General features: G+C 64.3%; 4 protein-coding genes. All 4 read right to left on the minus strand.

What is annotated here, in order from left to right; all coding sequences use genetic code 11:
- A partial coding sequence (locus EN750_RS16960; RefSeq protein ID WP_145967727.1) for an iron ABC transporter permease occupies positions 1–1,497 on the minus strand: 1,497 nt, incomplete at its 3' end.
- Positions 1,490–2,368, minus strand: a complete 879-nt coding sequence (locus tag EN750_RS16965; protein WP_127397094.1) for an ABC transporter substrate-binding protein — start codon at positions 2,366–2,368, stop codon at positions 1,490–1,492. The genes EN750_RS16965 and EN750_RS16960, both read right to left, overlap by 8 nt.
- Before the next feature lie 34 nt (positions 2,369–2,402).
- Positions 2,403–4,592 carry a TonB-dependent siderophore receptor gene (locus EN750_RS16970; RefSeq protein WP_245482728.1) on the minus strand — a complete coding sequence of 730 codons (2,190 nt, stop codon included), beginning with the start codon at positions 4,590–4,592 and terminating at the stop codon, positions 2,403–2,405.
- A 136-nt stretch (positions 4,593–4,728) separates the two neighbouring features.
- A partial coding sequence (locus EN750_RS16975) for an AraC family transcriptional regulator (protein ID WP_145967729.1) occupies positions 4,729–5,373 on the minus strand: 645 nt, incomplete at its 5' end.

A 5,373-nucleotide genomic window follows, 5' to 3' on the forward strand; every position in this document is an offset into this window, starting at 1 on the left:
GATCGCAGCGCTGCACAGCGCGCTCATGGCGATCCCGGCAAGCAGCAGCCGCTCGGCACCGAACTTTGCTCGTGCGGCAAGGGCCAGCATGGCAATCAAGGTCGCCAGTGAGCCCAAGGCTGAGCCGGCGAGCTGCCAGCCGAGATCGGCCGTGGCGCTGACCATCAGCACGGCTGTCAGGCCGGCACCGGCGCCGGTGCCGACGCCAAGCACTTCGGGGCTTGCCAGCGGGTTGCCGGTGACCCGCTGGATGACGACGCCGGCGGCCGCGAGCATGGCGCCGGCGGCGGCCGCCACGCCGATCCGCGGCGCACGCCACGCGGCGAGATCGGTTAACAGGTCTCCCCCAGCAATAGACCAGCCGTCCGGGCCGCGCCCGACGACAAGCGCCACGATGGCAGCGACAAGCGCCAGCCCAAACAGAAGCAGGATGATGAGCCGGGGCCGGCTGGCCTTGCGCGGTGCTGCCCCCTTGGAGCCGAGATGCGGCCATTCGAGAAGGCGCAGCCGCGGCAACAGCCACAGCAGCAGCGGACCGCCGAGCAGGGCGGTGCCGGCGCCGGTCGGAATGCGTTCGCCACCGGAACCGGCGGCCAGCTGTACCAGCCCGTCCGTCAGCCACAGCAGCACGGCGCCGATCAGCGGCGCGGTGATCAGTTTTTGGCGCAGTGTGCGGGCGCCCGAAAGCGTGGCCAGCGCCGGCGCTGCAAGACCAACGAACCCGATGACGCCAACCTCTGCCGTGACTGACGTCGCCATCCACACGGCAAGCGCGATGATGAGAAAGCGGCTTGAGTGACGGGCGACGCCCAGGCCGCGTGCCGAGGCATCGTCGAGACCAAGGATGGTCAGCGGCCGCAGCAGCATCAATGCGGCAACCGCACCGGCCGCCAGCCTGACCGTCAGCGCGATGGTCGGCTCCCAGTCCTGCTGGACCAGCGATCCGCCGCCCCAGATGAACAGCGAAAACAGGTACTCGCCATTGGCGAGGATCAGCGCCGCGCTCACGGAACTGGCGGTCAGCGCCACCATCATCCCGGCGAGCATGACCGACACCGGCTCCAGCCCGCGCCGCCAGGTCAATGCCAGCACCAGCAGCACCGCGGCGATGCCACCGGCGAAGGCGACCAGGCCCTGCGACCGCTCCATCAGCAGCGGTGCGTAAAGCGAGGCGATCGTCATCGCCAGTTGCGCACCAGCCGAAATACCGAGCGTCGACGGTTCGGCCAGCGGGTTGCGCAGCACATGCTGCAACAGCAGGCCGGACAGGCCGAGCACGGCGCCGGCCAGCACCGCCACGGCGGCGCGCGGCAACGTGCTGTAGAGCAGGATGACACGATCGAGATCAATGCCGTCGCCCGGCGGCGCGGCCGGCCACTGCATGCCGACCCGCCATGCGAACAGGAGCGCTGCCAGCGCCGCCAGGAAGCTCCACAGGGCGATTGGCGACAGCGCGGCACTCGTCGTGGCGCGGTGGCCGACTGCGCGCTCAGCCATGGCTTTGCCCGGCAATAGCTGCCGTCGCCAGGCGCGCGAAGCGGCGTGCCGATGGCAGGCAGCCAAAGTGGTTGACCGGCTCCAGGACGGCAACGCGGTTCTGGCGCACCGCCGGCAGAGCGTTCCACAAGGCATTTGTCGGAAGCGAACGCCCGACATCCGCCGGCAGTGGCGAAACGATCAGGATCGACGCCTCGGGCACGCGCGCCAGCGCCTCCAGTCCGACGGGTGCCGCCGCGCTGTAGCTCGTCTCGTCGGTCCATGCATTGACCAGGCCGAGAAGCGTCAGCACATCGCCGAACATGGAGTCGCGGCCAAAGGCGCGAAAATGCCTGCTATCGCCTAGGCTGATGACGAAGACCGGGCGCCCGGAAGCGCGCGGCAAGGTGCCGCGCAGCCGCGCGATTTCATCAGCGGTCTCATCGGCGTAGCGCTCCGCCTCGGCCTGCCGTCCCAGCTTTTCGCCCAGAGCCAGTGTCGCTGCCTCGGCGAGCACATAAGGCGGCACGCCGGCCTCGTAGACCGTTTGCGCAAACACCGGCGCGATGCGTTCGAGCATCGGGCGCTGGTATTCGTAGAAATTGGAGATCACGATGACATCAGGCGCGACGATGCGCAGCAGCTCGTAATTGGGCGCGCCGCGCAGCCCGAGATCGGTCACCGATTGGGGCACTGCCGGCTCGACCGCGATCTTGCGAAACTGGATCAGTTCGGTCGCCGCCACCGGCTCGATGCCGAGTGCCAGCAACGTCTCCAGCATCCCCCAGTCGATCGCTGCAACGCGTGGTGTAGCAGCCCTGGCGGCGACCGGTGGCAGCAATGCCGCGGCCGCCAGCGCAAGCACCTGCCTTCTGTTGGGCAGATGGATCATCACTGGCTTGTTTGGCAAGCTGTAACCAAGTCGACTACCAAGTCGTATGCGCCTTCAGCTTGAACGAGCGGCCTTCGCCATAGGAACAGGTCAGCGTCGTCTGGCAGCTCGACACATAGGTCTTGTCGAAGAGGTTGGTGATGTTGAGATCGATCCCCCAGTTCTCCTTCTCGTAGCCGAGTTTCAGATCGGCCAGCGTGACCGCCGGCACTTTGGCCGTGTTCTCATTGTCGGCCCACGAAGAGCCAACATAACGCAGGCCGCCGCCGATCGAGATGCCGTCATACCAGTCGCCGCGGAACGTATAGTCGACCGAGGCGGAAGCCATGACTTCGGGCACGATGAAGGGCGTTTTGCCGATGAGCGCCGGGTTGGCGTCCTTGGTGATGTCGATGTCGTAGGCCGTGAATGCACCCGTGACCCGGAAATCGTCGGTCACGTTCACCTTGCCTTCGAGTTCAACGCCGCGAGAGCGCACTTCACCGGTCTGCATCTGCGTGAACAGAGTGACATTGGAAGGGACGTTCTGGCGCGTCAGGTCAAACAGCGACAGGGTGAACAGGCCATCGACAAAGGTCGGTACGTATTTCACGCCAACTTCGTATTGCGTGCCTTCCTCCGGCTTGAACAGATTACCCAACGCGTCGGTGCCGATGATCGGGTTGAAGAAGGTAGCGACGCTGGCATAGGGGGTAACGCCGTTGTCGAATTCGTAGGCTAGTCCTGCTCGCCCGGAGAAATCTCCGACAGTCTGGCTCTGTGAACTGGAGCTGCTGCTGTAGTAGGTCGGACGATTGTCGGCGTCGAGCCAGCCACGGTCGTAGCGGCCGTTCAGCGTCACCAGCCAGCCATCGCCGAAGCGCAACTGGTCCTGGGCATAGAAGCCGAGCTGCTTCTGCGTCAGGTCCTGGTTGAGGTAGCTGACACGTGGCGTCAGTGGCGAGCCGTATACTGGATGGAAGGCGTCGATCGGGTTGTCATAGTTTTCGTCGTAGAGGCCAGACGACTGGACCTGGTCGATGTTGTAATATTTGAAATCTATGCCGGCCAGGATCGTATGTTCGACAGGACCGGTCACCACCTTGCCTTCGATCTGGTTGTCTACCAGGAAGGTCTTGGCCGTGGTGTCATGGTCGAAATTTATGCGGGCCAGATCGGTAGGCCCTCCGATGGTTGACCAGCCATTCGGATAGACGCTGACTTCATTGATATCAGCGGCGGTGAAGCGGGCGTTAGAGCGAACGGTCCAGTCATTGTCGAATTCGTGTTCGAACTCGTAGCCTATCGAGCCCTGTTCCCGCTTGTAGAGATCGACGCTCGGCTCGGTGAAATTCGCATCCGGGTCGATGCGGCCATAATTCACGCCGTCCACAATGTGGTCCGTCACCGTCCCGCTATAGGGCAGGAAGCTGCCGCCATTGTGGTTTTCGTCGATGTGGCTGTAATTGGCCAGGATGGTCAGCGTGGTTGCTTCGTCCAGCTTCCACGTAATACTTGGCGAGATGAAGCCGCGCCAGCCATTTTGCAGGTCGCTGTAGGTATCGCCGCCGGCGACTTTGCCCGTCATCCGGTAGCTGACCGCGCCATCCTTGGCCACGTCGCCAATGTCGAAGCCGAGATAGACATTGCCTGCGTCGTTGACGCCGGTCTCGACATAGCGCGTGCGTTCGAAGTCCGGCCGCTTGCTGAGATAGTTGACCAGGCCACCGGGATTACTGCCGCCGTAGAGTACGGAGGCCGGTCCCTTCAGCACCTCGATGCGCTCCAACCCGAAGCTGTCGACATAAAAGCCGCCGAAGCCGTAGCTGAACAGCTGCAGCCCATCCATGTAGGTGCCGGTGGCCGTCGCCTGGAAACCACGGATGTACAGCCAGTTGGTGTCGCTGTCGGGGCCGAAGGGCTGCGCGAAGACGCCGGCCGTGTAGCGCAAGGCTTCGTCGGCCTTCTGTGCGCCCTGGTCGTCGATCTCTTGACGGCCGACCACCGACACGGATTGCGGGATATCCTTGATGTCGGTCGCCGTCTTGGAGCCGGTCCTGCTTTTTTTGGCGACGACGCCTTTAACCGGTCCGGTCGCGCCGTCGCCGGCCTCGCCCTCGACCACCACCGGTTCAAGCTGGGTGCTGGTTTGCACCGACTGCGCGAACGCGGCCATTGGCGGGATCATCGCGGCTGCGGCGACGCTGGCCGCCAGAAGCGCCTTCATCCGGTAAGTTCTGCTCATCAGGAAAGTCCCCGCCTGTCGACATTGAGATACTTGATCAACTACCTCAACTTAACTGCGGGTCATTGGACGGAATTGGGCGGTTTGTCCATTCTTGTCCAAACGAGGGACATCACGGTATGATGTTGCGGAAATGTCACTGGCGACTGGTGCTCCTCATCCAGGCGCCGGGTGTCACGCCGACAATCGACTTGAACACACGCGTCAGGTGCGCCTGGTCGAAAAAACCCGTTGCCTCGGCGATGTCGCCAAGTGAAGCGACGTCGCGCGCCATCATCGCCTTGGCCCTGTCGACCCGCGCCTGCATTTGCCAGCGATGCGGCGGCACGCCCGTCGCCGCCTTGAAGGCATGGCTCATCGCGGTTTCGGACAGGCCGGTCAGCGCGGCGAGATCGGCAAGCCGGATCCTGTCCAGGCAATGCGCGTCGATGTAGTCGGTGACGAGGCGCAGCTTGCGGCGCGAGAGCGGCGACCGTCGCCTGGCGGTATCAGGCTGGTCTATCTGGAACAGGCTTGCGAACAAGGCATTGAGCAAGCCCTCGCCATAGAGATCATGCAGAGGCCGGTCGTTGCCGCATTCGGCGGCAATCATGCCGGCAAGCATGGCGATCCGGTCGTCGCGAAACTGGAAGCGCGACATCCGCAAGGCCTCGTGGTCAAGGCTGCGGCCGAAGCGGCGCGTCAGCGCTGGGGCGTCGAAATGCAGGTCGAGATGCCGGATCCGCCGCAGCCCCTCGACCCGGCCGCGGATCGGCACGCCGGCCGGTATGTAGGCCATGGA

Source organism: Mesorhizobium sp. M7A.F.Ca.ET.027.03.2.1, assembly GCF_003999175.1.
GTDB lineage: Bacteria > Pseudomonadota > Alphaproteobacteria > Rhizobiales > Rhizobiaceae > Mesorhizobium.